The 24,205-nt window shown below is 37.7% G+C and carries 23 protein-coding genes and 1 tRNA gene; 8 read left to right on the top strand and 16 right to left on the bottom strand.

Annotated features, from left to right (window positions below; genetic code table 11):
• Positions 1-135 precede the first annotated feature (135 nt).
• From ACZLO7_RS06455 to ACZLO7_RS06430, 6 genes are all read right to left on the bottom strand, one after another.
• On the bottom strand, positions 136-645 hold the full coding sequence (locus tag ACZLO7_RS06455) for a GNAT family N-acetyltransferase (protein WP_464941441.1): 510 nt from the start codon (positions 643-645) through the stop codon (positions 136-138).
• Positions 646-765: 120 nt separating this feature from the next.
• Positions 766-900: a DUF3953 domain-containing protein gene (locus ACZLO7_RS06450; RefSeq protein WP_511261417.1), complete on the bottom strand. Its 135-nt coding sequence runs from the start codon at positions 898-900 to the stop codon at positions 766-768.
• Positions 901-1,307: 407 nt separating this feature from the next.
• Positions 1,308-1,763 (bottom strand): NUDIX hydrolase, encoded by a 456-nt coding sequence (locus tag ACZLO7_RS06445; protein WP_464941443.1) that lies wholly within the window; start codon positions 1,761-1,763, stop codon positions 1,308-1,310.
• Positions 1,764-1,866: 103 nt separating this feature from the next.
• Positions 1,867-3,636 (bottom strand): IS1182 family transposase, encoded by a 1,770-nt coding sequence (locus ACZLO7_RS06440; protein WP_511261366.1) that lies wholly within the window; start codon positions 3,634-3,636, stop codon positions 1,867-1,869.
• 248 nt (positions 3,637-3,884) lie between these two features.
• Positions 3,885-4,070, bottom strand: a complete 186-nt coding sequence (locus ACZLO7_RS06435) for a hypothetical protein (protein ID WP_464941460.1) — start codon at positions 4,068-4,070, stop codon at positions 3,885-3,887.
• A gap of 50 nt (positions 4,071-4,120) precedes the next feature.
• Positions 4,121-4,345 carry a DUF3953 domain-containing protein gene (locus tag ACZLO7_RS06430; protein ID WP_464941462.1) on the bottom strand — a complete coding sequence of 75 codons (225 nt, stop codon included), beginning with the start codon at positions 4,343-4,345 and terminating at the stop codon, positions 4,121-4,123.
• 384 nt (positions 4,346-4,729) lie between these two features.
• Between ACZLO7_RS06430 and ACZLO7_RS06425 the strand changes: the two genes are divergently transcribed.
• A complete protein-coding gene (locus ACZLO7_RS06425; protein WP_511261344.1) occupies positions 4,730-5,965 on the top strand; it encodes an IS110 family RNA-guided transposase in 1,236 nt (411 codons plus the stop codon).
• Positions 5,966-6,140: 175 nt separating this feature from the next.
• On the opposite strand, the gene ACZLO7_RS06420 is transcribed toward ACZLO7_RS06425, so the two are convergent.
• The gene (locus tag ACZLO7_RS06420) at positions 6,141-6,662 is read right to left on the bottom strand and encodes a hypothetical protein (protein WP_511261393.1); all 522 of its coding nucleotides are present in this window, start codon (positions 6,660-6,662) and stop codon (positions 6,141-6,143) included.
• 452 nt (positions 6,663-7,114) lie between these two features.
• On the bottom strand, positions 7,115-9,196 hold the full coding sequence (locus tag ACZLO7_RS06415) for a serine hydrolase domain-containing protein (protein WP_464941408.1): 2,082 nt from the start codon (positions 9,194-9,196) through the stop codon (positions 7,115-7,117).
• A gap of 1,119 nt (positions 9,197-10,315) precedes the next feature.
• Here ACZLO7_RS06415 and ACZLO7_RS06410 point away from each other — a divergent pair.
• A complete protein-coding gene (locus ACZLO7_RS06410) occupies positions 10,316-12,244 on the top strand; it encodes a sigma-70 family RNA polymerase sigma factor (RefSeq protein WP_464941407.1) in 1,929 nt (642 codons plus the stop codon).
• 455 nt (positions 12,245-12,699) lie between these two features.
• Here ACZLO7_RS06410 and ACZLO7_RS06405 read toward each other — a convergent pair whose 3' ends face one another.
• Together ACZLO7_RS06405 and ACZLO7_RS06400 are read right to left on the bottom strand one after the other, a co-directional pair.
• Positions 12,700-13,005, bottom strand: a complete 306-nt coding sequence (locus tag ACZLO7_RS06405) for a hypothetical protein (RefSeq protein ID WP_464941406.1) — start codon at positions 13,003-13,005, stop codon at positions 12,700-12,702.
• 150 nt (positions 13,006-13,155) lie between these two features.
• Positions 13,156-13,566, bottom strand: coding sequence for a DUF3888 domain-containing protein (locus ACZLO7_RS06400; RefSeq protein WP_464941405.1), 411 nt, complete (start codon positions 13,564-13,566; stop codon positions 13,156-13,158).
• Positions 13,567-13,964: 398 nt separating this feature from the next.
• Here ACZLO7_RS06400 and ACZLO7_RS06395 point away from each other — a divergent pair, with 398 nt between their 5' ends.
• From ACZLO7_RS06395 to ACZLO7_RS06385, 3 genes are all read left to right on the top strand, one after another.
• Positions 13,965-15,200 (top strand): IS110 family RNA-guided transposase, encoded by a 1,236-nt coding sequence (locus ACZLO7_RS06395; RefSeq protein ID WP_511261392.1) that lies wholly within the window; start codon positions 13,965-13,967, stop codon positions 15,198-15,200.
• 255 nt (positions 15,201-15,455) lie between these two features.
• Entirely contained in the window at positions 15,456-16,112 is a 657-nt protein-coding gene (locus tag ACZLO7_RS06390; RefSeq protein ID WP_464938072.1) for a uridine kinase family protein, read from the top strand.
• A 304-nt stretch (positions 16,113-16,416) separates the two neighbouring features.
• Entirely contained in the window at positions 16,417-16,836 is a 420-nt protein-coding gene (locus tag ACZLO7_RS06385; RefSeq protein WP_464938073.1) for a hypothetical protein, read from the top strand.
• Positions 16,837-17,101: 265 nt separating this feature from the next.
• On the opposite strand, the gene ACZLO7_RS06380 is transcribed toward ACZLO7_RS06385, so the two are convergent.
• Complete coding sequence (locus ACZLO7_RS06380) at positions 17,102-17,494, bottom strand: hypothetical protein (protein ID WP_464938074.1); 393 nt, start codon at positions 17,492-17,494, stop codon at positions 17,102-17,104.
• Positions 17,495-17,956: 462 nt separating this feature from the next.
• On the opposite strand from ACZLO7_RS06380, the gene rsgA reads away from it, so the two are divergent.
• The 3 genes from rsgA (at position 17,957) to ACZLO7_RS06365 (ending at position 21,279) form a co-directional block, all read left to right on the top strand.
• Complete coding sequence (gene rsgA, locus ACZLO7_RS06375; protein WP_464938075.1) at positions 17,957-19,030, top strand: ribosome small subunit-dependent GTPase A; 1,074 nt, start codon at positions 17,957-17,959, stop codon at positions 19,028-19,030.
• The gene (locus tag ACZLO7_RS06370) at positions 19,027-20,043 is read left to right on the top strand and encodes a phosphotransferase family protein (RefSeq protein WP_464938076.1); all 1,017 of its coding nucleotides are present in this window, start codon (positions 19,027-19,029) and stop codon (positions 20,041-20,043) included. Before rsgA ends, ACZLO7_RS06370 begins: the two co-directional genes overlap by 4 nt.
• Positions 20,044-20,736: 693 nt before the next feature.
• Complete coding sequence (locus ACZLO7_RS06365; RefSeq protein WP_464938077.1) at positions 20,737-21,279, top strand: DUF6241 domain-containing protein; 543 nt, start codon at positions 20,737-20,739, stop codon at positions 21,277-21,279.
• Between the two features lie 247 nt (positions 21,280-21,526).
• Here the strand turns inward: ACZLO7_RS06365 and ACZLO7_RS06360 are convergent, their stop codons facing one another.
• From ACZLO7_RS06360 to rph, 5 genes are all read right to left on the bottom strand, one after another.
• On the bottom strand, positions 21,527-22,018 hold the full coding sequence (locus tag ACZLO7_RS06360; RefSeq protein WP_464938078.1) for a hypothetical protein: 492 nt from the start codon (positions 22,016-22,018) through the stop codon (positions 21,527-21,529).
• Between the two features lie 140 nt (positions 22,019-22,158).
• Positions 22,159-22,232, bottom strand: a tRNA-Arg gene (locus ACZLO7_RS06355).
• 71 nt (positions 22,233-22,303) lie between these two features.
• Positions 22,304-22,816, bottom strand: a complete 513-nt coding sequence (locus tag ACZLO7_RS06350; protein ID WP_464938079.1) for a metallophosphoesterase — start codon at positions 22,814-22,816, stop codon at positions 22,304-22,306.
• Positions 22,817-22,819: 3 nt separating this feature from the next.
• Complete coding sequence (locus tag ACZLO7_RS06345) at positions 22,820-23,422, bottom strand: XTP/dITP diphosphatase (RefSeq protein ID WP_464938080.1); 603 nt, start codon at positions 23,420-23,422, stop codon at positions 22,820-22,822.
• Positions 23,419-24,180: a ribonuclease PH gene (gene rph / locus ACZLO7_RS06340; protein WP_464938081.1), complete on the bottom strand. Its 762-nt coding sequence runs from the start codon at positions 24,178-24,180 to the stop codon at positions 23,419-23,421. The genes ACZLO7_RS06345 and rph overlap by 4 nt, the downstream gene beginning before the upstream one ends.
• Positions 24,181-24,205 lie beyond the last annotated feature (25 nt).

Raw genomic sequence — 24,205 nt, 5'->3', positions numbered from 1 at the left:
TTTTTCATACTACCTCTATACATTTCAAGTTATCTCCTCATCTCTAATCTGCCCCTTTAGTTGAATAAGAAAAAAGAGCCGTTTGAACAGCTCAACGATCATCTACTATAGCACCGGTTTGCTTAATAAACTTTCTTATCTAACCTTTGGTCTCCCAGCATATATACAATGATTTTTATCAAAAATAAACGATTCTTTTTCTTTAGTGAAACCAATTTTATCTGCTACACGTATAGATGGAACATTTCTAGGATCAATTATACTTATCAATTTATTCAAACCTAATTGATAAAAGCCATATTCTTTACAACCTTTAGCTGCTTCAGTTGCGAAGCCATTTGACCAATAGTTTTTATTGATATGATAGCCGATTTCTACCTCCGTTCTTCCATCTACTTTCTGTTTAACAAGTCCGCAATCACCTATTAATTCTTCGGTTTCCTTCAGACAAACTCCCCATAATCCATAGCCATCTTCTTCGTATCTTTCTTGGTTTTTCTTTACCCAATTTTGGGTTTGTTCTAAGTTAAATGGGGCTGGATAATATTCCATTGTTTCTGCATCTGAAAAAATAGAAAAAAGGGTATGTATGTCCTCTTTTCTATATTGTCTCAAGTACAACCTTTCAGTTTCTAAAATAATCATTTCTTTAGCTCTCTCCTATCTTTTTAAAAGTGTATTACCATATAATTCTGTGTTGTATCTTATCTTTCCTTTATTGACCTAACTTGCCCCGTTAGTTCCATATTACTTCTATTTAATTAATCATAATGCCTTAACCGCAGAGAATAAAATGTATAACGAAGTGCATAAAATGAAGATACCCCACAATAAACCCTGAGTTCTTTTATATTCTCGTAACCCCATTATAAGTATCGTTATACCCAGAAGTATGAGCATCAATGGTAGTAAGTTGTAGTTTTCCGTAACCTTACTGTAAATACTAATTAACATAACAAGGATTGCAAAAATTATTTGAAATAACATTAAAATATCAAACTTTTTTTCTTCCATTTATTTATTCCTCCCACTGATAACCTGTCACTTTCAAAAGATACCTTTTCAAACTAAACTGCCCTTTAGTTGAATAAGAAAAAGAGCTGCCTATGGGCACCCCCATTCAGTTAGCAACTAATGGAGATGAACTTGATTATTCTTTCATTCATTTTGAATCACCCGATTGTTGGTTAAAGCAAAAACAAAGAAATGACGTGAAAAATCTAAAAAAGAGTGAACCTTTGCCTTTTTAACTTACTTGATAAGGCTGTTATTTTATATAATCATTTTTATTGAACTAACCTGTTCCTTTAGTTGAACAGCTTTATTTGTCTTAATGCTTCATTAACTGCCCAACTTTGATGTTCGTGGAATAAGTTTACTATCGCTTGGATTGGTTCAATCCATTTAAGGAAATTGTGTTCTTCTGTAGGTTCACTTATTTGCCTACCCGTGTTGCATAAATAAAAATACCCTTCGCTAAGGTAATATTTATATTCATTTGTAGAATAAAAGTACCTTCGGGCACACCCTACAAAATGACCTACCTCAATATCCATCCCCATTTCCTCAAGAGATTCTCTTTTTAAACACTCTTCGTGTGTCTCATTTTTTTCTATTCCCCCACCTGGAAGAAAATACTTACCATCACTTGTTTGAATAATTGCTATTTTATTTTTCTGACTATCGAACATTAAACAATAAACAGCGGGTCTCAATATGTATTCCTTACCATCCTCTTTTTCACCGAAATTGATAATATCCATAATTAAACCACCTATTCCTTTTATTAACTATTATTAATTCTATCATTTCTTCTTCAACTAAACTGCCCCACTAGTACAATAAGTTCAAAAAAAAAGGGGCTGTCTAATAAGTCCCTAAAATAAAAGTTCCAAAGAAAAACGTACTGTTTTTCTTTGGAACTTTTTTCGTTTTTCTCTGTTTTGGTGAAAATAGCTGGAGGATTCCAGCTATTTTCAGTAAATTGTGGGCCATTGCCACAATGCCGTACTCCGTTCTCACTTTTTCTAAACCTCGAAGTGAGAATCGACGAAACGACCGATTGCCCTTGATATGACCAAATACACTCTCTACCTCGATTTTCCGTCGAGCGTAAATTTGTGCGTTTGGTTCAGACCAAAGGCTAGTTTGTGCTTTTGCTTTGAGTTCTTCATAAACGGTATTGTAGTGAATCTGTCGATTCCCTTTAGATTTTGAACATTGTGCTTTCAATGGGCAATCTGTACAATCTTCACATTCATATATTTTGAAGTCTCGTGAAAAACCATATTTATCTGTACGTGTAGAATAACGTTTAAAAGGTACTTTTCGATTGTTAGGGCATATGTATGTATCATCTTGTTCGTTGTAAACCCAGTTACTTGCATGACGAATGTCTTTTTTATAACTTCGTTTTTGTTCACTTAAAAATGTGCCATAAGGAATCAATGCCTGAAATTCTTGGTCCATTGAATAGAGATAATTGCTTTCACTTCCATAACCGGCATCTGCTATGACGTTTTTTGGGAACGGAACGGATGATTTTTTCAATTCTTCCAAATGTGGAATAAAGCATCGTGTATCAGTTGGACGTTGATGCAGAGTATAAAAAAGAATGAATTGATTTTCTGTTGCCATTTGTATATTGTAACCCGGTTTTAATTGTCCATTTTGCATGTGATCTTCTTTCATCCGCATGAATGTGGCGTCGGTATCCGTTTTAGAATAGCTATTGCGCTCACCGAATAACTGTTGTTGGTATTCATACTTTTCAAGGCGTGGACGAAAATCTTCACGAATTTGCTTTTTGAGTTTCTTGGATTCGCTTAACTTTCTACGTTTTTCCTTTCGGGCTTCTGGTTCTGTTTCATCTTGGAATTCTTTGGTTTGCTTGCTGATTTGGCGTGTAAGAATCTCTTCTGCTTGTTCTAGCTTCTCTTTTGGCGTAATAGAGGACTGGTTGTCCTCACTCACGATAGAGCATTCATCCCCTTTTACGACAGATTGAATAAATTGATAAGTCTCATCAATTTTCTCTTTCAGTTTTTCTTCAAAACGAGTTGTTGCTTTTTTCCATACAAAAGAATACTTATTAGCGTTAGCTTCAATCTTTGTGCCATCTAAAAAGTAGTTTTCCATTGTTATATACTTTTGTTCGATAAGTTGATGAATCATTTTTTCAAATAATAGTTGAATTCGTTCAACCATAAACGATGTTCTGAAACGGTTAATTGTACGATAATCTGGTTTTTGCATCGCAGCTAGCCACATTGCTGGGAGATTTTCATTCAGTAATTTGGCGATTTCTCGGCAAGAATATACTTTTTGCGAATACGCATAGAGAAGGACTTTTACCATCATTTTAGGATGATATGCACTGCGACCACCACCTTTGTATGGTTCGAAGAAGTATTCATCGTCTATTCCTTCGATCATTTCATCCACTACTCGCGCAATATGATTAATTGGAATAAGGTCTTGAAGATCGAAGAGGCATATACTTTGTTGGTTATTATATGGAATGAATGTAGGGTTTTCATTTTGATTTCTAGAAACGAGAGTTTCTTCCCCAATTTCTAGTGGAAGCGTTGTTTGAGTCATGTTATAATTTTCGTTAGTAGTCTTTGGATTGCTCATAAAAAATCGCCCTTTCCGTAATTGTTTGTTTTGTCACTTACATTTTACAAGAAAAGGCGATTTTTTTGTATTTAAATTTAAAGAAATAGGGCTGCACTCAAAAGTCGGTTTTCACCGACTTTTGGGACAGCCCCACCCGTTTATTGAATAAGGATTTACTGTTAGGAAATGAATAGTACATCGCACGACTTTTACCTTATCACCAACTTGAAATGTTTCGTCAGGATTCTTCGCCAGATTTACAGCAATTATTCCATAAACTGCATTACCTTCATCTTCAGATACATAAATTGCGGCACTCTGTCCAATACAGGAACATATTCTCCAGTTAAGTTTTCATTAGAATACACTAATTTAATTGAGAAATATCCTAAAGGTGTGCTTAAAATTATTACGATGAGCCCCAATAAGAAATACCACACTTGATTCTTCACAAACTATTCCCTCTTTTATAGTGACTTATTGAAGCAAAGCACTCATTAGCTCAAAAAGTATAAATGGCGACAAAAAAACCAAATGCTGCAGCAAGTATAGAAAGTATTGCACTTGTTTTCCGTTTTGCTTTTAGTTCCAAAAACCCCGTAACCAAAGAAGACACACCTAAGAACAACAGCATATATGGCATAAACTCAAAGTTTTTAGTAATAAGGCTATAACCTGCTAATGCAAAAGCTATAACTAACGAGATATCTCTTAATATTTTTAACATTACTTCTCCCCTATTTAAATCACATCATTGTGAATTCTATTTTTTGTTATGAAAATCGAATTCTTTCTTCCACTAAACTGGCCCGTTAGTTCAATAAGAAAAAGGCTCTACTTCTTATTGAAGTAAAGCACCCCGTTCGTATTATAAGGTCAGCCAGAGAAATCTGGTTGACTATTTTTTATTCAATTTATAGATTGATAGTAGCCGGGGTAGAACGGAAGCACCCGTGGGACTTGATCCCGACAACTAAACTGTTCGCCCTCTACTTGTTAACACATGATTAGGCTGGTTGGGACATAGTGATCCCGTATAACAAGCGAAGATATGAATAACAAGCTAGATAGAGGTTACCGGTCAATACACTACATGAGGAGGAGATAAACTATGAATCCAGTAGTTGGTCTGGATGTCGCAAAAGGTGAAAGTCAGGTTCAAATGTTTTTGGATAAAAAAATGCCCTATAAAAGCAGTGTGAAGATTGAACATACGGTGGGAGGACTTGAAGAGTTACACTCTTATTTACTAGATTTAGAGCGTCAAACAGGGTTAAAACCACCTGTTGTATTGGAATCAACAGGTCACTATCATGCTCCAGTTGTACAATTTTTAGAAGCTAGAGAATATATTGTCATTATCGTCAATCCGCTCGTTTCATACCGAGCTAAAAGCTCTAGTTTACGAAAAACTAAAACAGATGTAATTGATGCCTATCACTTAGGCGAACTGTATTACAAAGAGGATTTAGAGCCTCAGAAAAAACGTGGTATTCGCCTTTTAAACCTTCGGCATCTGACAAGGCATCACGAAAATATGACGGGGATTATGGTTCAAACAAAGCTACAATTTCAAGCTGTATTAGATCAAGTTTTCCCTGAGTATAAAGGAGTTTTTGGTAATTTGTACGCAGAGATTTCATTAAGGACTTTACAGTCCTACCCTACATCTGAATTAGTACTAGACGCAGGTGTAGAAGAGATTGCACAATTTATTGATAAGCATTGTAAAGCACGTTCATTTAATTGGGCGCATGAAAGAGCTGAAGTATTAATAGTAGCTGCAGAATGCAACCCATTTCAGTCAACGCTTTATCAAAGCCTTCTCGTCAGTCTGAATATGTATATTGATTTACTTCAAGCTTACCGCCAACAACTTTCTACGTTAGAGCGTGAGATTGATCAATTGGCGGCACAACTCGAAGAATATGAATTAATCCAATCACTTCCCGGTGTAGGTGAAAAAATCGCGGCCACGATACTTTCAGAAATTGGGGAAATTGAGCGGTTTAATCATCCGAAAAAGTTAGTAGCTTTTGCGGGATTAGATCCCAGTGTGTTTGAATCAGGTCGCTTTAAAGGCACGAAAAATCACATTACCAAACGCGGCTCAGCTAGGCTTCGCCACATGCTTTATACAGCCGTTCGCTGTTCCATTCGAGATAGCCGTAAAAAGAAAACAACAGATGAAACTATTGCCCGAAACAAACGATTACGAGCCTTCTACGATTTAAAACGTGAGGAAGGAAAGCCGTATAAAGTAGCCGTTATTGCTTGTGCTAATAAGCTTTTACACTGGATTTATGCGATTTTAAAAACGAAAGCACCATTCCAAGAAACTATTTAATAACAGCATTTTCAAATAAAACAAAAACCTTCCACACTGAATGAGGAGGGTTATTTGTCTTGCGCATTTTTAGTATAACATGAAGTGTTTTTTGATTATCAATGTTTTTCTTGACATTCTATTAGCTGGTTTAGTTGAACACGGTTTTGTGGTTTCCGCCTAAAAATCCAATTATTTAGTGAAGTTCCTCTACCTTTACTTTTAGTTTTATATCCATAGGAAACCCTTCTTCTACTACTAGGTAAGATATGACATAAGCACCTTCAGGGAATCCGTCAAATACCTTCTCATAACTTTCATTACTTTTTAAAACACCATTTGCTACAGTTGTTTCTTTATCTAGATTTTGAATTTTGTATAAAAAGCTTTCAGTACCAGTATTTAATAAGGTTATTTTAAATGGACTATCACCAGAATGAGTAAAATAAGATTTACTTTCACCTATAGGAGACGCTATCTCTTCATCAATCGCATGAGGATAAAAACCTCTTATTGGTTCTTCTTTCTCCATATCCGTAACATCTAAAATAACAGGTTCCTTTTTTACAACTTTTGTTATTTCTTCTGACGCTACTTTTAAGGATGGTTCTTCTGAAGCTACTTTTAAAGATGGTTCTTCTGTTTGAGAGGAAAATGCATTACACCCTGATAAAAGTATAATACAAGTACTTATACAAGCTATTTTATAATTTCTCATAACTTCTCCTATTCGAATGGTTAATTGTTATAATTATACCATAAATTACAGGTTGTTATTAAGTTTAAATTCGACATCTCCCACTTGATTTAACTACGGATAATTAATGTGAATTACATCAACTATCCTGCCCATTAGTCCAATAAAGAAAAAAGAGCTGCCTATGCAACTCAATGATCTTCAAGTAAACCACATTAGTTTAAGAAGTTCTAAAGTAAAAAGGGAACAATTTCATTCTCTTTCACTTTAATTTATGCTTTCAACTATTGTCATAAAGCTTTTAGTATTTTAAGACAAACACCTTTGACAGATTATTACCATGATTGTTTTTTGGGGAAATGCTAAGAGTTCGGTAAACCTCTTCGTAAAGATAATGCGTAAATACAAACAAAACCAGCAAAACACCTTTTCGGTGTCGTACTGGTTTTTTTGACGTACATCTTAAATTGTAGTTAGTTCAACGTAATTGCAAATTCCGAGTTCGGCGCGCCAGCAAATACAACCGTTCCGTTCTTCGGCAGTTTTACTTTGTTATTGCCGCTCACAAAGGTAAAGTTGACACTTACTCCATTCTCATCATACACCGCGAACGAACTCTTCGATGGCAACGCCACGGTCATCGTTTTCCCTGCTACCGCTTGCGGGATCGTAAACCATCCCGCATGCCCATTTGCTTGTAGCGTAACTTTGGATGATTGGCTTGCATCAAGCGGTTTCACGTTGGTTCCACTTACGTATAACAATCCGGACATTTCCATATATTCATTACCGCCTTCTGTATAGAAACGAGATTCCGTCGTATCACGGCCTGTCATCACGGGGATCTGGAGCTGATGCGCAGCCGTGTTTGGGCCTGTAATTTTTCTGCCGTCCCAATAGCCCTCTAGACCTTCATTGCGATTAATTTGTGTTGTAAGCAACATTGGTAAGAGATATTGAGCAGAACTATATTTCTCGTTTACGAGATAGAACTTAACGCCTTCCCGCTTCGCCCATGCGGCAGTGGTTTCCTTCGATAGCACATTGTCATCTAGTTTCTCGGCTATATATTGAGTAGCCGCTGTTTGCCCTAAACCTGGCAACGATATAAATGTGCTCTCCCTCAAATATGTTCGTCTATTCTTCTCTGTGACGAAGTTGAGCTTGGAGGTACCTGTCTCATTAATAAAGCTTCCATTCGCAGTATATACATATTTTTCTTCTGGATTAGCTGGTAAGATCAGTTCTCCATTCTTCGTAATTTTTATTTTGAAATGACTGAAACTATTGCCGTAAAAACCTGCTTTCTTTGCTATGTCTTGAGGCATCTTGGCCTTAACCGGCTTACCAAAGGATTTGTTCGGCTTGATATCCTTAATTGTGCCCTTCTCTTTTAGCGCAGCGAGCAGTATTTCTGTCGCCATCAGTTGATTTGTAGAGCTGCTACCGCCGGATGACAACACAGCCACTGCCATCTTCTGTTCAGGAAGTACGACCAGTGTAGCATGTTGCAGTCCCGTGTCGCCGCCTTTAGCCAAGCCCTTTATCCCATATTCACTGAATGGATATAGTTTCACGCTATCCCAACCAAGACCATAATTTACAATGTTATATCCATCCCCTGGCCACATTCCTTTTTTATATTCCTCTTGCTCCATCGCCTTGACTGCCTTATCAGAGAGGATTCCTTTTCCCCGTCCCATAAATATTTGTGAGAATCGCACCATATCTTCTGCCGTGGAAGAGATCCCTCCCGTACCAATCACATTCACCGATTCAGTAGGAAGCTGTCCTTGGTACGTTGGAAAATAAAGTCCAGCCCGCTTATCGTTTTCCCATTTGTCCTGCGGCGTTTTCGTATGATTTAGCTTTAAGGGTTCTGTAAACCGTTGATGTATAAATTCGGTAAAGCTCATACCGCTTACTTTTTCCACCATAATCTCAGCCAGCGTAAAGCCGTCGTTACAGTATACCGAGAACGCGCCAGGGTCCGCCTTCAAGCTCTGGCTGGACAATTGTTGCAACAAGTTATCATGGGCATAGGTATCATTATCTTTAAATAAAAAATTATTGCTATACTCAGTACCTTGCAAACCGGAGGAGTGGTTTAACAGCATACGTGGCGTAATGCGTTTGTAACGCTCGTCTTTCATCTGGAAATCAGGAACATAGTGGACGACAGGAGCATCCAAATCGACCTTTCCTTCGTCGACCAATTTCATCACAGCCGCCGCTGCATACATTTTACTGACTGAACCAATCCCGTATAGAGTATCTTTGGTCAGCGGCTGTTTCCCTTTCATATCGTTCTTGCCTGTCTGACCCGACAAAATAAGTTTGCCATTATCAATTAGCGCATACTGCACGCTAGTCGTCTCATAGGACTTCGTGAGTAGAGTAGCCTTCTCTGCCGCAATCTTTTTCAGTTCTTGGCTAGCAACTTCTTGGCTAACTACAACCATAGTCTGACTGCTAGAAAACGCCATCGCTCCTGTTGGTAGGTTCATCGTTAACGCTAATGTAGCAGCTAACACCCCAGATAATTTATTTTTCATAAAAGAATTGCCTCCTTAGATAAGTGATCGATTTTATTGCTTATTTCGAACAAAGATAACTCCTTGTTGTCCTTATTTAGCAGTAGACATAAACAAAACTAAAAAAGTAAACAAATGGTAAAATATATAAAAGCTGCCTTCCGTAAATACCATATGATATTAGTGGAGCTCAACTTATTTTTATCTCTTGTAATACTTATGTTTATAAACTTTTTGTAGACGCAGTATTGATTTCGTCGCTTTTCTATAAAGAATGGATTTAAGGCTATCATATAAGAGTATTGCAAAACTCCGCACTGTTTATATCTTGCCTACTTTCCTGCTTGTTTGTTGTCCGCTCTAACTTAACCAAGTTATCAAGTAATTTCTCAAAATTGATTGCAAGAGATTCAATTTTTTTCATTCATTTCTGTGTATAAGGAAAAGAAGCCTAAATCAATTAAACGTACAGTCTTTTCAAGCTCCAAATTTGTCGATTCTAGCTTGTTTTTAGTGCCAACATGCATGTGAAGCAAGGTGAAATTTATACATACCGTAGCACAAAAATGATGAAAGATTGAAAATAGCTCCCTTCAAAGACTTTTGTCAGCTGATTTGTTTTTAATATAAGTCATTTAATACCCCCTTTTATCTTGTACTTTTATTGTAAGAATCGATTTTTTCTTTTTTCTTACTCATTCCTTACAAATTTATTAATTTTAAAAAGGATCGTCTCATATGGCTTTTGGGGGAATCCTTCGCTATTTATGTAGCTTGAGAAGAAGGAATTATATGATGTAATGCTACAGCCCAATCCAATCTTTCTTTTTGCCATACATAACACAACCTGATTTTCACAATCCAAAAAATCCTATTAAATGTAATAATCACCTTAATTAGGGCGCGACAAGTTCAACATAATCCCCATCCCCGTAATGCGCTTTATCTAGATAGTTAATCGTATCTATTTTTTACTTTTCACCGAGAGTGCTGATTAGCCAAAATATTTTTTATAAAGTGCTCGTTTAGTCGTCCATTATTGCAATTGTCTACAAAATATAAGAAAAAACAAAAAAATTCAATATTTAGTGAAACCTTTTCATCTAAAATGTTACTCTAACAGTAATAGGAGGTATTTAAATGGAACAATTAGTAAGAGCAGCTATCGACGGTCAGCAAGATGCATTTGAGCAGCTAGTAGAAGCTGAAAAGCCTAAGCTTCTCGCAAAAGCTTACTCCTATGTTGGTAACAGAGAAGACGCATCAGACATTGTACAAGAAACATTGCTGCAAGCTTTCAAATCTATGCATCAATTAAAAGAACCAAAATATTTCTCTACATGGCTGTTTAAGATATTAATACGACACTGTTTTGCTTTTCTACGACAAAAAAAGCGTACACTAGTAGTGGAAACCGAGCTTATACAGCAACGGCTAATTGAACAAGAACAATCAATGAACTACGAATTTGTCCATGAGGCATTGTCTTTACTTCGAAAAGATTATCAAACCGTACTTATATTATTTTATTTTTATGATTTTAAAGTACAAGAAATCTCCTATCTCCTAGATAAGCCAATCAATACAATCAAAATGTATTTACATCGTGGTCGTATCCAATTAAAAAAGCAACTAGAACAACGCATGAACAAACCAATTAAGCAGAAAGAAGTGATACATATGCTAAAGGAACAACTAGCGAAATTAGCGTTAAACTTTGTGTCAGTTCCCGATAACTATCAATTACTAGTAGAGGATTATTCAAACGAACAAGCTACATTTATGTGGTCGACAGACGATTTAGAAGATGGAATTGAAGTGTCACTTGATCCGAACGGAAAATTATTAGATTTAACTAGACCTCCTTCGACAACAGGTACACTTGTCACAACGCAGCAGCAGCAAGCCATTGCAGAACAATTTTTAACAGAGCAATACACTGAAGCATTAGATTATTTAACTGTGTCTACTATCATTGAAAAAGAGGATGAAACAAAGTTTTTATATGAACAATTTGTGGGAGGCTATCCTCTTGAAAGCTATTACACAAAAATAATCGTTTCCAAGTACGGAGAAATCATTGATTTTAAGTACAATGGCTACACGAAAGCTCCACCAAAATTCCCAACGCAGCTTGTCAGCAAAGACAGGATTTTACAACAAGTATTTAAAGCCCCATGGACTTTATCGATGAAGTATTTAGTTAGTGACCATTATTCTGTTGCACAGTCTGACCTGTACCCGATTTACGAGAGTCCAATTGTATACCAGTCATTTAATGCAATTGATGGAAAAGCATTATTTGAAGAGGAAGTTGAGGAAGATGTAGCTTCCTTCACCAAGTTTCCATACGTACAACCACTCGAAAAGCAGACGACACTTGAAAATATTATAGGTGTAACAGATTGTATGGAAAAGCTACGGGAAGTCGAAATGGATGAAAATACACTCGGCATTGTATGGCGAAAAAAGGATTGGAAAGCTCCGAAAGATAAATCGATGGAAAATTTCCTGCTTGAACGTATGGAGGATACGGTGAAGGCTATGGTTGATAAGCATTCAAGGAAATTAAAGGAGTTCATGTGGTTTAAAGAGCGTACAGGTGAACTGGATCTTTCGTTTGAAGCTTGTTGCGATATTGCTTGTACATTTATTGCGACATATTTTAAAAAATATGTTCCTTATGTACAATTGCAAATCAAGAAACCATCCTTTAATGAGGTGAACCGTGCATTTTTCACTTTTCCGCTGCACGTAGCTCATGGCTTACAAATAGAGGGTGAACATTTTTACGTTGGCGTAGACAAAACGACAGGTTTCATCGATACATTTAGGTCTCCTCGTATTGACCTAGAACTTCTTTACTCCTATGATTCTCCAACTATTCAACCTATAGAGAACGTAATACCTGTCTTAAAAGAGGCCGATGCCTTTTTACAATGGTCTAGACAGTATGATGAAAATAAAAACGATGACGTATTACAATATCGATTGGGACAATCGGAAACAAAACAGCGGATTGTTGGTATAGATGCAACGACAGGACAACTTATCGTCAGTAAACTTTAAATAAAGCGGAGTAAAATAGCCCCGAGAATATATAACTTTTAAAAGCCTACAAATGAAACAAAGAGACCCAGAACAAGTTATCTTTTCATACCAAATTTAATCTAATTTATATTGAGGTTAGTGTTATCAAACTAAAAACTCTCCTATTCATTCTATAGAGAAAACCACCTAAAACATTATTAATCAATGTTCTAGGTGGTTCTTCTTATAAACCGCACTTACTTATGATACGGTTCACCGAAACTAATATTAAAGTGTATGGCTTCTTTTTCTTCTTCCATCTATTTCTATTGTTAAATGATATAACAAGCACCTTATTGAACTAACCTTCCCCGTTAGTACAATAAGTTCAACAAAAAAAGCGTTAATCCTTCTTGGATCAACGCACTCGTTTATTGAATAAGGATTTACTGTTAGGAAATGAATAGTACATCGCACAACTTTTCTATAAGATATTACTGAACTAATTCTACAGTAAGAGTAGTAATACTAAGTGGTGCTGTGTCTCGTATTGTCCCATTGTAACCGACTTTTACCTTATCACCAACTTGAAATGTTTCGTCAGGATTCTTCGCCAGATTTACAGCAATTATTCCATAAACTGCATTACCTTCATCTTCAAATACATAAACTGCGGCACTCTGTCCATTTATCTCTTCAATCACTCCTGTAAAAGTTGCCTTTACTTCACTCTCCGACCATACAAATAATAAACCGCCGCATAGTAGAAACGTAAATATCAAAATAACTTTCTTTTTCAAAATACAGTCATCCTTCAAAATAATATTTTTTTCAATCTTCACTGATTAATTCTATATAAAAAATCTTTCGTACATTAATATATATTCATTTTTATCTGTTTCTTCAAGTAAAGCACCCGTTAGTGACTTATATACAAAGCTAAATAATATTCACTTTTGAATTTCTGTTACTGAAACTCCTTCTGTTGTTACATGAAAGGTTAATGTGACAGGACCTTCAGGTGGATTTAAAGGACCTGTATACGTATCGTATTTTATTTTAACAATAAAATCATATTGAGAAAATCCACCCGTTAATCGTTTCACTTCTAATATTTCTGCATCCCAAAGTGCATAACTGCGATTAGGATATTGCTTTTCAATTACTTTGTTTGCATAAGGGTCTAATAACGCTAATAATAAGTCGTAGAAATCAGAATGGGAATTCTTTACGTGCTTTTCTTCAGCTCTGACTTCCTCAGTTTCAGCTGTACCTTTGTCCGACAACATCACTACCGTAGAAAATAACGTTAACACCAAAACAAACAAAGTCAAATTAAAGGTAAATTGTTTGCATTTCATATTTTTAATTACCACCTTACTTTATCAGCTATGGTAGTTTGCCCAGTTCAAATAAATTATGATGAGTTTGCCTAAACTGCTTCGTTAGTTCAAATAAAGAAAAAAAGAGCTGCATATGCAACTCTATGATATTTAAGTAAAGCACCCCGTTCGTATTATAAGGTCAGCCAGAGAAATCTGGTTGACTATTTTTTATTCAATTTATAGATTGATAGTAGCCGGGGTAGAACGGAAGCACCCGTGGGACTTGATCCCGACAACTAAACTGTTCGCCCTCTACTTGTTAACACATGATTAGGCTGGTTGGGACATAGTGATCCCGTATAATAAGCGAAGATATGAATAACAAGCTAGATAGAGGTTACCGGTCAATACACTACATGAGGAGGAGATAAACTATGAATCCAGTAGTAGGTCTGGATGTCGCAAAAGGTGAAAGTCAGGTTCAAATGTTCTTGGATAAAAAAATGCCCTATAAAAGCAGTGTGAAGATTGAACATACGGTGGGAGGACTTGAAGAGTTACACTCTTATTTACTAGATTTAGAGCGTCAAACAGGGTTAAAACCACCTGTTGTATTGGAATCAACAGGTCACTATCATGCTCCAGTTGTACAATTTTTAGAAGCTAGAGAATATATTGTCATTATCGTCAATCCGCTCGTTTCATACCGAGCTAAAAGCTCTAGTTTACGAAAAACTAAAACAGATGTAATTGATGCCTATCACTTAGGCGAACTGTATTACAAAGAGGATTTAGAGCCTCAGAAAAAACGTGGTATTCGCCTTTTAAACCTTCGGCATCTGACAAGGCATCACGAAAATATGACGGGGATTATGGTTCAAACAAAGCTACAATTTCAAGCTGTATTAGATCAAGTTTTCCCTGAGTATAAAGGAGTTTTTGGTGATTTGTACGCAGAGATTTCATTAAGGACTTTACAGTCCTACCCTACATCTGAATTAGTACTAGACGCAGGTGTAGAAGAGATTGCACAATTTATTGATAAGCATTGTAAAGCACGTTCATTTAATTGGGCGCATGAAAGAGCTGAAGTATTAATAGTAGCTGCAGAATGCAACCCATTTCAGTCAACGCTTTATCAAAGCCTTCTCGTCAGTCTGAATATGTATATTGATTTACTTCAAGCTTACCGCCAACAACTTTCTACGTTAGAGCGTGAGATTGATCAATTGGCGGCACAACTCGAAGAATATGAATTAATCCAATCACTTCCCGGTGTAGGTGAAAAAATCGCGGCCACGATACTTTCAGAAATTGGGGAAATTGAGCGGTTTAATCATCCGAAAAAGTTAGTAGCTTTTGCGGGATTAGATCCCAGTGTGTTTGAATCAGGTCGCTTTAAAGGCACGAAAAATCACATTACCAAACGCGGCTCAGCTAGGCTTCGCCATATGCTTTATACAGCCGTTCGCTGTTCCATTCGAGATAGCCGTAAAAAGAAAACAACAGATGAAACTATTGCCCGAAACAAACGATTACGAGCCTTCTACGATTTAAAACGTGAGGAAGGAAAGCCGTATAAAGTAGCCGTTATTGCTTGTGCTAATAAGCTTTTACACTGGATTTATGCGATTTTAAAAACGAAAGCACCATTCCAAGAAACTATTTAATAACAGCATTTTCAAATAAAACAAAAACCTTCCACACTGAATGAGGAGGGTTATTTGTCTTGCGCATTTTTAGTATAACATGAAGTGTTTTTTGATTATCAATGTTTTTCTTGACATTCTATTAGCTGGTTTAGTTGAATAAGAAAAAAGAAACGCACATTAAACAATCGCGCCCTTTAATGGACTAACGAACTAGCTTCTATTAGCTGATTTTTGTTAAACTAAGGGTAGAATATTAATAGAAGGAGAAGAACGATGAATAAGTTATTACAAGAAATCATAGATTGGGTCAAAATGACTGATGAACAGATTGTTATTGGCATTTCAGGACATGGTGCTGCTGGAAAAACAACATTTGCTAATAGACTCGTAAACCTATTAAATCAAAATGAAGTGAATTATATTAATACAGATCCATATATTGTTAGTTCAAACATACGTAAGCATGCAATTATCGACTATACATTTCAAAATGAAAATCATCGTTTTAAAATGACGGCTTGCCATCCATCAGCGCATCACTTGCCTTCTTTAGAAAGAGATGTTCAAATGGTTAGAGCTGGTTTAAATTTATATACCATAGATACACATTATATGAAAAGCGAGTTAATTTCTTCGAATAACAAAGTAACAATTGTAGAAGGTATGAGTGTCGCGTTTATTAATCCAGATTTATTTGATTTAAAAATTTACTTCTATACAGATGGTGAAACCGAATTAATGAGAAGATCGAGCCGTGATATTGTTGAAAGAGGGACCGATATCAATTATTTAAAACAGTCTCATGAAGAACGTAGGATTCAATATGAAGTATTTATGCATCCCTACAGTCAGCATTTTGATTTTATTATTAATACTTCTAATGAAGCAATATATCTAGAAAAAAATACATTTGAATTTAAATACAAGTAATCAAATGTTTAGTTTGTGAATAGCTTTTGCAGTTCAATAGATAGAAGAATAGCCCTTACACTGGAAATCCTTTTATCCAATTTCTTTGAAATTGATCTTCAAGAATATGGCCCGATTGTGTCACAAGTAGTCAGTTGGAAATATAGACGTACCTACAATAGATAATTATGCTATCTATATATTAGGGTGAAAACTTATCTGCTCTGGGTTCGCAAATAATTGTAATTAAACCAATTATAGAAAACATTTTTTCTTCGTGGTTTTTGAGAAGTTGTGCTATATTCAAAGTGTCAGGAGTGAGTTGATGAAAAAGTTTTTAACAATTACCGCAATAATTCTTGTTTTACTCGGAGCAGCTGGCTATGCTGTGTGGCATTTTGGGACAAATATCGCTTCCGAAATAATAATCGAAAAAGTGGAATCTACTTTAGATGACGAAAATCTAGAAGAAGTAAAATCCTATATCGAGCACGATTCGAAGGTTCAAGAAATTGTAAGCGAGGCAGCAACTATAAATCCGGATACTCTTCCCTTCCAAACTAAGGGAGAAGCAACACGTGTGTTAATAAAAAAAGTGGGCGTTAATCGTTTACTTGATATTCAGGAACAAGCGCAAAATGGTTCAATTAGTAAGGATGAAGTATTATCCGAAATTGAAGGTAAACTGTCTGAAGATGAAATTTCTGCTTTAAAATATGTTTTATATAAGGAATTGAATAAATAAAACTAGCCATTTAAAAGTTTAAATTAAAAAAGCAGAGAGGCTGAGATTCACATAAGGATTTTCAACATAGCTATTTTTTATTTACACTAACTCCAACCACTCGACAGCCTCGCAATGGGTCGAGTGTATGTGGCAACACATTGGTGCTGGTAGGTTTAATTATATAGGCTCGATTCCTATTTAGAGGAATCGAGTCCTTTTTTTCTTATCATTCTTCTACTGTTGCTTTATTAATCTAAAGCGCCGATTGTAGAACAACGAGTACCTATTGGTAATTCATACTAGTTCCTATCTTGAGGCTAATCCGTATGCTATTGCATAATTCAGCTAACTTCTCTAATATACAAATCGCAATTTTAGATGTCGTAGTGTACATCCTTAAACGTGCAGCTTCTAATAGATATTTGTCAGCTCTTCTTAAGTTCCTACAAATCCCTTGAATTTTGGCTTCATCACTAGAGGAAATAACAAACAATAAAGTTGGTAGCTCAACACCTAAATCAGAAGTATCTAATCTTTCGTTAATTAGTTCATTAACTCTATCTAAAAAGTCTCCTATTATCCCCGTACTTTTAATATCCTCTAATTCTTGGTCCTCTTCAGCAAACTCATCCAAAGCTTCCCCACTTAAAGTCATTAAATCAGATAAAACGGTCATATATCAGTCTTCTTTTAATCCTTCTAAGTCCCATAATAGGTTTGTCCCTAGTGCTTAAGTTAACTTGGTCTGTACCAACTGATCCAATCTGACACAATCTTCACCGTCAGGATGCGTTGGAAGGTATTGTTTTTTTTTCCAAAATAGGTTATTCTATAGACAGCTTAGCGATAAGCAAGTTCCTGACACGAAAGGAGATGTATTTTAATGGCAAATTCTACTTATATGGTGGTTTGGTCTTAAAACTGAATAGTAGGCATACGTGAAAAAAGCGGGAAAAAGCCCGTATTATTTGGTATGCCATTCAAAGTAACCTTTCGAAAATATTGCTGTTTGCAAGATACGATGAAGGTCGTATCTTTTTTGCGTCCTGATGCCGCGCGACAGCAGCTTCTTTAGAGGCTGCTTGTCCGTGGCATTTTTGCGTCCAAAAAACAACATTAAAGGAGCTAACAAAAAAACATGATGAATTTGAAAACCTATGGCTACACGGAAATAGAAGCAATTCCCGACGGATTATTGCCCGGCAGGGTAACGGAGCTTCGGCGCGAACGCTTCACGGTCGTGACCGAGCGCGGCGAAGTAACGGCGGTACTCAAAGGAGCGTTCTATCACAGCACGGAAACGCATGTAGACTTTCCGTGTGTCGGTGACTTTGTTTTGCTGCACTACAACGAGAGCGGAGATTCTCTCATCGTTAAGGTACTGCCCCGCCGCTCTAAATTCTCACGCGCAGATTACTCAGGGCATGCCGCAGGCTATGCCAAAACCATACTGGAACAGGTCGTTGCAACCAACTTTGACTATGTATTTATCCTTTCTTCTCTGAATTGGGATTTCAAGGTTTCCCGCATCATGCGATACCTGACACAAGCCAGGCAGAGCAATGCCCAGCCAGTCATCATTCTGACCAAGGCTGATCTCGTTGAAGATTATAGCCTCCCACTAGCAGAAGTTACACAAAGCATCCCTGATGTGGCGGTTCACGCAATCTGCAGTCATACAGGGCTGGGGCTGAACGAACTCGCCCCCTACTTGATGCCTGGTAAAACAGTCGTCTTTCTCGGCATGTCCGGCGTCGGTAAATCGTCTCTGCTCAATTCGTTGATGGAACAGGACGTAATGAAGGTTCAGGCGATCCGGGAGGTCGACAGCCGGGGGCGGCATACGACAACGCACCGTCAGCTGTTCATGCTCCCCTCCGGTACGATGGTCATCGATACGCCGGGTATGCGTGAGCTTGGGCTATTTGATGCCGATGAAGGCATACGCGCAAGCTTTACCGATGTGGAGGAATGGTTCCAGAAATGCCGATTTAGGGATTGCCGCCATCAGGCCGAGCCGGGCTGTGCCGTTCTCGCCGCGCTTGCCGACGGTTCGTTGCCGCTTGAACGGTGGGAGCAATATGTTGCCCAGCAGCATGAGAACAAGTTTGTCCAGGACAAGACCAGTTACCTCATCGACAAGAGGGCTCGAAACAAAACGAACGCCATGTGGAGCAAGCAAACGAAGAAAAACGGAGGACAGAAGAAATGATTATTAAATTAGAAACGCTAATCTATGCCTTAAGCCGACGGTTCAAGAAGGATATCATCTCTGCCGACTGCCAAACCATGCCGTTACAGGGAGGAACTGTGGGAAGTGTGTACCTAGTAACAGGGATCGCCGAAACCGTAGATGGTGAAGAATTGCCGTACCGTATCGTGCTGAAAATCCAGAAGAAATGGGAGCGTTACGGCGATCCGGGTTCATGGCGCCGGGAATATGATCTCTATGCGTCCGACTTGGGAGCGACGTTCTCAGATGCCTTCCGCTGGCCAACATGTTATCTCGCCGAGATCAATGCCGAAGAAAATGAATTCCAGCTGTGGCTGGAATATATCGATGGCGTAACCGGTTTAGACTTGACCGGTGACATGTTTGAACAGGCCGCGCTGGAGTTAGGACGCTACCAAGGAAAACTGTATACGGAGCAGCCCGCTGTGCTGCAGAGCCTGAACAACCTGAGCCATGCAGATCTCATGAAGAATACGTATCTGCATTACCGGTCATGGCCGGTCGTCTACAATTATATACGCTCGGAAGACTGCGAATTGCCGCAGCACGTGCGGCAAATGCTCATCGACATCGATAAGCACGCAGCCGAGATACTCGCCCGTATCGAAAGACTGCCCCTCGTGCTATGCCACCGGGACTTCTGGGTGACCAACCTAATCTATGCCGACGGGAAAATCGCGCTCATCGATTGGGACACATCCGGATGGGGTTACTTGGGAGAGGATCTCGCAAGCCTGATTGCGGATGAAACGGATATCAATCACATGGTCGAATACTACCAGCGATGCGTCCCCGCGTATTATAAAGGCTTTTCGGAGTATGCGGATGTATCCCATATCGCTGATCATTGCGTCTACGAGATGATCCTTCTCGTATTCGGTTACAGGCTTGTGGAGTCGTACCTCCACACAGAGGACGGTGACGAGAAGACAAAGCATGTCCTTACGCTCAAAAAAATCTATGAAATGAAGACCATCCCTGTGCAGGGTTGACTCTAAAAAAAGAAACTCCAAAAACCCTAGAATGTAGTGGGTTTTTGGAGTTTCTTTCATTACTCCCACTCGATCGTCACCGGCGGCTTGCTCGTGATGTCGTAGACGCCGTAGGGCATTCCAGTCGGTGAATCAACAGAGGAATTGACATACGTTTGCGGCGTCACATCGGACGATACATGCGATGAGTAACCAAACAATTTAAGCCCAAGAGGGATTCGAACCCCCGAAGTTCTTTAAACGTAAATTTATAGATACTCTTAGCACATCAATAATCCTTTTTGCACCATTGGCATAGCTGGAAGTGCACTCTTTGTACATCGGAAATCCAACTACGACAAATTGTCTCAGTTGAACTGTGAAGAAAATTCACAGTTGGGAGCAACCCCAATTTTTGGAACGCTTGATGTGGTGAAGGGAGGCTCGTTTCGGGCCCCCTTTGGAATAATACTTCACGAAAGGACTCCTGATTTAAGGCTCCCTTTTAAGGAATGCTTCACGAAAGGTGTCGTGAAACACGACACCCTTGGCGGAAAGGCTATAACCTGAGGTTATACCTTTAATGGAGTCAAAGTTGACTCCATTAAATATCCATTGAACCTTGTCTCAATCTTCTGTTATTATTATCATAATTACACAATATTAACCAATACATAATTACTTAATGATAAAAAATTACTGAGGGGTAATAACATGAAAAGAAAAACAAAATCGGTTATCAGTATCATTTTAATTTTAATCATTTTCGGTGGAGCATTTAGTTACTTCAAATTCACCGAACAAATAGAAAAACCTGTTCCTGAAAAAGAAAAAGCAATTGTTGAAAATGATGGAGAAATTCTTGAAAGTAAACCTATTACAAAAGAAGAACTGCTTTATCCTGACAACTTAATAGAACACAAAGTGAACGAAGCCATTCACAGCATGTCCCATCAAAAGGTTGAAACTAAAGTAAAATGGGGTCACGAGCAAATAACACAAGAAAAAATTGATCGATTGCTGGCTGTATGCAAAATGAACGATTATAAATTTAACGAACTTTACATTCCAATATTGGAAAGATGGTCAAAGGGTGATTTCTCTCATGCTGTAGAAGATCATAACGTAATTTGGGAAATGCAAGGTGGCGAAGATTCAAGAAACGCAGGGAGAGCAACTCGCTTATTAACTGCCGAGGAAGAAAAGCAATATATAGAACACAATTTAAAATTTGACTTATATGATGGCACTCATTAAATTTTTCATTGCTACAACATAAAGATATTTCAATAGGCACCAAACGTCATTTACTTAACCGTATTGACGTTTTTTGTTTAGGCGGATAAATCCATATGTAAAATTGTTTTCGATTAATAGTCGTTGTAATTTCGCCTTTAGCTTTGTTATTCTCAGATGTGCAGCTTGGCGACTGATTTTTAATTCTTTACTCAAGTGAGTTGAATTGTATAGCTTAGGGTTTAGGACATATTTGAGTACATTCAGTTCACGTCATTGTCTGTATCGCCACTGAATCTCGTAAACCAATAAATGTTGTAATATCCAAGAGTGAAAGCAAGACGTCTAAATCGTTTGAAGCTGCACCCTTCTTCACCTTTTTATCAACTTTGATTTGAATGTTTAACCAAAACTTAATCGGCAACCAACCATTATTATGGCATTTACCCAATACTGCCTTTAGACATTTTAATCGAGTTAATTTTGTAGAATCTGTTACGTTCATGCTTTCTAACCATTTGTAAATTGTATTCACATTGATTTCTTCAATGTATTTAATTCCTGCTGTTTCAACGAATTGATTAAAAATTAATTTGTAATCTTTTAATGTACGTTCACGATAACCATTCAACTCCATTTGACGAGCAACAATTTCAAGAGCATTTTCCGTAGTCATTCCTTTTGGTTCTGGTGCTACTTCTTTCGGTTTTAAATCATCAACTGCGATAGAAACATCAAATATACCTTTTTTCTTTGTCAAAACAAAAAACCTCCAATAATTATATTGGAAGTTGATTGCAACGATTTATCGGTGAGTTTTACGTTAGGTTCGAATACCTTTAGTAATACCTACGCCCGACAAACCATTGGTACTATTGAGTTTTCTCAAAAGTTTTTAGACGTCCCAGGAGGGATTCGAACCCCCGACCGACGGCTTAGAAGGCCGTTGCTCTATCCTGCTGAGCTACTGAGACAAATGTGCAATCCCGCGTTCCAACGGGAAAGACAATACTTAGTATATATCAGATATTTAAAAGTGTCAACATTATTTTTTTAATATAGAAAAATTCTCTTGTGTAATGATTTCATTTGTTTCTGTTTTGAATGTGACTTGCCACTTTTCACCGTCAAAATCGATGATTGCGTAGCTCTTTTCTTTACGCCCTCTAGGCAATTGAAGGCTTCCTGGGTTAACAAACAGTGTATCACCTATTAACTCCGCTCCTAGCAAGTGTGAGTGGCCAAATAACACGAGGTTAGCGCCTACTTCTGCTGCGCGGTATGAAAGTGGTAATAAAGTCAGTTTGACGTTGTATAAATGGCCGTGTGTCATATAGATTTTTTGACCATTTATTTCTTCAATGACGTCGTCTGGAAATTGTTTATCGTAATCGCAATTTCCTCTTACTTTGTACATATCACGTAATTCATCAGCTTCAAAGGATAATTCACTATCGCCGCAATGGAACACTGCATCGATATCCTGAACATTAGAAATGACTTGTTTTATAACGGCAGCATCACTGTGGGTGTCACTCATTACTAGAATTCTCATCATTTATCACTCCACTTCTGAGACCCAAGTTGGTAGTTGATCCGCTAATAAGCGAATGGCATTACCACGGTGGGAAATGGCTCCTTTTTCAGCAGGCGTTAGCTCTGCCATAGCTTTGTTAAGTTGTGGAACAAAGAAAATCGGGTCGTATCCGAAACCATTTGTACCGCGTTTTTCTGTTAAGATTAGACCTTCGCAAGTACCAAAAACAGTTGTTGTTTCTTGATTTGGTCCAGCTATGGCTAGTGCACAACAGAAGCGTGCTGTACGGTCTTCTTCTTTTATGCCTTCAAGGTTTTTCAATGCTTTTTGCATATTTGCCTCATCATCATGATCACCTGCATAACGTGCTGAGTAAACGCCTGGCTCACCGTTTAATGCATCAATTTGAAGGCCACTATCATCAGCAATGACGATTTTGCCAAGCATGTTAGCAACTGTTTCTGCTTTTAGAATGGCATTCTCTTCGAAAGTTGTTCCAGTTTCTTCGATATCTAAGTCAGGTGCTACATCAAATAATGTAACTACTTCAAAACCTAAAGGGCCAAAAATTGCTTCAAAATCCATCGCTTTTCCTTTGTTTTTCGTTGCGATTACGACTTGTTTCATTTTCCCGCCTCCAAATTACGTTCTATTCGAAGTGCTATTTCACCTAAAACTTCTTTTTGTGCATTGATTAATTGTTGAACACCTAATTCTCCTAATGCCAAAAGCTCATTTAACTGTTCACGTGAAAATGTAGATTCTTCACCTGTACCTTGTAGCTCAACAAATTGACCTTTGCCTGTTTGAACGATATTCATATCCACTTCTGCTGCAGAGTCTTCAAGATAGTTTAAATCTAAAATAGCGCCCTCTTCAGCAGCGATTCCTACACTTGTTGCCGCTAGGAAGTCTTTTAATGGGTAGTTGGTGATTTTACCAGCGTCTTGTAGTTTTGCCACTGCGTCTGCCATTGCTACAAACGCACCTGTAATAGAAGCTGTACGAGTACCTCCGTCTGCTTGGATGACATCACAGTCAATCCAAATTGTTCTTTCCCCAAGTTTCTCTAAATCCACTACTGCACGTAAAGCTCGTCCAATTAAACGTTGGATTTCCATTGTACGACCACCGATTTTACCAGCAGATGCTTCGCGGCGTGTTCTTGATGCAGTTGCTCTTGGTAGCATTGAATACTCAGCTGTTACCCAACCTTTGCCTTCTCCGCGCATAAATGGTGGTACTTTTTCTTCAATAGTAGCATTACAAATAACTTTTGTATTTCCTACTGTTATTAATACAGATCCTTCTGGGTGCATTAAATAATCCTTGTCCATTTGAATAGGTCTTAGTTCGTCTTTATTACGTCCATCATTTCTTGTCATGATGTACCTCCAATTAAGTTGTTTT

This window comes from Viridibacillus sp. d25.2, assembly GCF_055456015.2.
The sequence above is the reverse complement of the archived record's forward strand: the minus strand, read 5'-3'. Positions and strand labels throughout refer to the sequence as shown.

What these genes read in the sequence shown, in the direction of transcription:
- ACZLO7_RS06450 (WP_511261417.1), bottom strand. Translation starts at nt 900, where the DNA reads ATGCTCATACTTCTGGGTATAACGATACTTATAATGGGGTTACGAGAA.
- ACZLO7_RS06440 (WP_511261366.1), bottom strand. Translation starts at nt 3,636, where the DNA reads ATGAGCAATCCAAAGACTACTAACGAAAATTATAACATGACTCAAACA.
- ACZLO7_RS06400 (WP_464941405.1), bottom strand. Translation starts at nt 13,566, where the DNA reads ATGAAATGCAAACAATTTACCTTTAATTTGACTTTGTTTGTTTTGGTG.
- ACZLO7_RS06410 (WP_464941407.1), top strand. Translation starts at nt 10,316, where the DNA reads ATGGAACAATTAGTAAGAGCAGCTATCGACGGTCAGCAAGATGCATTT.
- ACZLO7_RS06445 (WP_464941443.1), bottom strand. Translation starts at nt 1,763, where the DNA reads ATGGATATTATCAATTTCGGTGAAAAAGAGGATGGTAAGGAATACATA.
- ACZLO7_RS06425 (WP_511261344.1), top strand. Translation starts at nt 4,730, where the DNA reads ATGAATCCAGTAGTTGGTCTGGATGTCGCAAAAGGTGAAAGTCAGGTT.
- ACZLO7_RS06395 (WP_511261392.1), top strand. Translation starts at nt 13,965, where the DNA reads ATGAATCCAGTAGTAGGTCTGGATGTCGCAAAAGGTGAAAGTCAGGTT.
- ACZLO7_RS06370 (WP_464938076.1), top strand. Translation starts at nt 19,027, where the DNA reads ATGATTATTAAATTAGAAACGCTAATCTATGCCTTAAGCCGACGGTTC.
- ACZLO7_RS06385 (WP_464938073.1), top strand. Translation starts at nt 16,417, where the DNA reads ATGAAAAAGTTTTTAACAATTACCGCAATAATTCTTGTTTTACTCGGA.
- ACZLO7_RS06345 (WP_464938080.1), bottom strand. Translation starts at nt 23,422, where the DNA reads ATGAAACAAGTCGTAATCGCAACGAAAAACAAAGGAAAAGCGATGGAT.
- ACZLO7_RS06455 (WP_464941441.1), bottom strand. Translation starts at nt 645, where the DNA reads ATGATTATTTTAGAAACTGAAAGGTTGTACTTGAGACAATATAGAAAA.
- ACZLO7_RS06350 (WP_464938079.1), bottom strand. Translation starts at nt 22,816, where the DNA reads ATGATGAGAATTCTAGTAATGAGTGACACCCACAGTGATGCTGCCGTT.
- ACZLO7_RS06390 (WP_464938072.1), top strand. Translation starts at nt 15,456, where the DNA reads ATGAATAAGTTATTACAAGAAATCATAGATTGGGTCAAAATGACTGAT.
- ACZLO7_RS06415 (WP_464941408.1), bottom strand. Translation starts at nt 9,196, where the DNA reads ATGAAAAATAAATTATCTGGGGTGTTAGCTGCTACATTAGCGTTAACG.
- rph (WP_464938081.1), bottom strand. Translation starts at nt 24,180, where the DNA reads ATGACAAGAAATGATGGACGTAATAAAGACGAACTAAGACCTATTCAA.
- ACZLO7_RS06420 (WP_511261393.1), bottom strand. Translation starts at nt 6,662, where the DNA reads ATGAGAAATTATAAAATAGCTTGTATAAGTACTTGTATTATACTTTTA.
- ACZLO7_RS06365 (WP_464938077.1), top strand. Translation starts at nt 20,737, where the DNA reads ATGAAAAGAAAAACAAAATCGGTTATCAGTATCATTTTAATTTTAATC.
- rsgA (WP_464938075.1), top strand. Translation starts at nt 17,957, where the DNA reads ATGATGAATTTGAAAACCTATGGCTACACGGAAATAGAAGCAATTCCC.
- ACZLO7_RS06430 (WP_464941462.1), bottom strand. Translation starts at nt 4,345, where the DNA reads ATGTTAAAAATATTAAGAGATATCTCGTTAGTTATAGCTTTTGCATTA.
- ACZLO7_RS06380 (WP_464938074.1), bottom strand. Translation starts at nt 17,494, where the DNA reads ATGACCGTTTTATCTGATTTAATGACTTTAAGTGGGGAAGCTTTGGAT.